At 52.7% G+C, this 1,388-nt stretch carries 2 protein-coding genes; both read left to right on the top strand.

Annotated features, from left to right (window positions below; genetic code table 11):
• Window positions 1-470: hypothetical protein (locus K336_RS18855; RefSeq protein WP_211223520.1), on the top strand; the 470-nt coding region annotated here is incomplete at its 5' end.
• A complete protein-coding gene (locus K336_RS18215) occupies window positions 467-1,153 on the top strand; it encodes an Imm8 family immunity protein (protein ID WP_081660866.1) in 687 nt (228 codons plus the stop codon). The genes K336_RS18855 and K336_RS18215, both read left to right, overlap by 4 nt.
• Window positions 1,154-1,388 lie beyond the last annotated feature (235 nt).

Below are 1,388 nucleotides of genomic sequence, written 5' to 3'. Positions count from 1 at the left end.
ACGGCTACCTCACCGGCCCCGGCCCCCACACAGTGAGCGGCTTCCTCACCAGCACCGCCACCGGAGCCGTCGAAGGCGGACTCCTCGGCGGCGCAAGCGGCGCAGCAGGCCACGGGCTGTCCACCATCGCCAAGAACACCCTCGCAAGCCTCAAATCAACACCAGCTGTGCCCGATGATTGGGCACATATCAGCGGAATACTGAGAGACGCAGCACAAGGCAAAGGTAATTTTGGGTTAGGTTCTGCTACGCATGAAGAGGCTGAGCTCGCTGGACAGGCATGGACTGGACCAAATTCACGAGTATCTTCAGGAGGTGTAGCCTTGGTTTCAGAGGATGGATTGAGGCAATGGCGACCTCCTTCTTATAAACAAAGGCTAGGTATTACTCAATCAAACTTTGAATCGCGGAATGTTTCATCGGGAAGATGGCAGAACAATGGACACTTGGACATTGAGGACGCACCATGATCGCCAAGCTCTACTATTCGAATTTTCTGAAATGTTCGAGGACTGATGACACTAGTATCAGCCATGACAGCGAGTGTAACCTTTTGAAACTCACAGTGGGTACGATTGGAGGACAGGAAAGAGAGTCATTTGATGTTACGGTGTGCACGCCAGACTGGCTTGCTCGTCACGTAGCAAAGAATGGTCCTGAGCTGGGTCGATATCATCTTATTGTCGAGTACATGAGTACAAAGGTCGCGAGGGCCTTCACATCAGAGAGAATCAAGCGACAGCAAGCGGATGATTGGCCAACGCTGGTGAATCGACTGTCTCGCATGGGGCGACCCTCAAGTGCACATGAATTAAGTGGAAAAATGGCAGCAGTGGTGAAGTCGGCCTTTTTAATCGAAGGAGAGAGGCTTGACAGGGGCGCTTTCTGGCTTCGTTTGCTGGTGGGGCCCCATGGCGGCCGAGGTGAAGAATCTTTTGATGTTTGTGTATGTACGACTGATTGGCTTAAGGGCCAAGTCAGCTCACAAGGCCCAATGTTTGGACGCCATCATTTAATTGTCAACAGACTGAACATCGATCAAGCAACTGATTTTCTCCGAAATGTCATCGAAAACAAACGAGCTCAAACATGGACAGAATTGGCAACCGAGCTCGGTGAGATTGGCGCCTGGGAATTCGAAGACTATGACTGACATGAGACGAATCGGGGCTGGTAAAGGTAGCGTCAGGCACGTCGAGGTCTTCCGTGTTGATGGCGTAGGAACCTCCATCATCGGGAGACCTCGACCCCTACCCACACACCGACGCGCCAACCCCAACTACACCCTCGATTGAACCCCAACTATGGCGGTCATGAAACAAGATCGTTTTCGGTGTCGCGGGGTGGGAGGTGTTCGAAGTCGTAGTCGAAGGTGCGGCCGGTGATGT

It is taken from the genome of Propionibacterium acidifaciens DSM 21887 (assembly GCF_000426605.1).
GTDB classification, from domain to species: Bacteria; Actinomycetota; Actinomycetes; order Propionibacteriales; family Propionibacteriaceae; genus Propionibacterium; species Propionibacterium acidifaciens.
The sequence above is the reverse complement of the archived record's forward strand: the minus strand, read 5'-3'. Positions and strand labels throughout refer to the sequence as shown.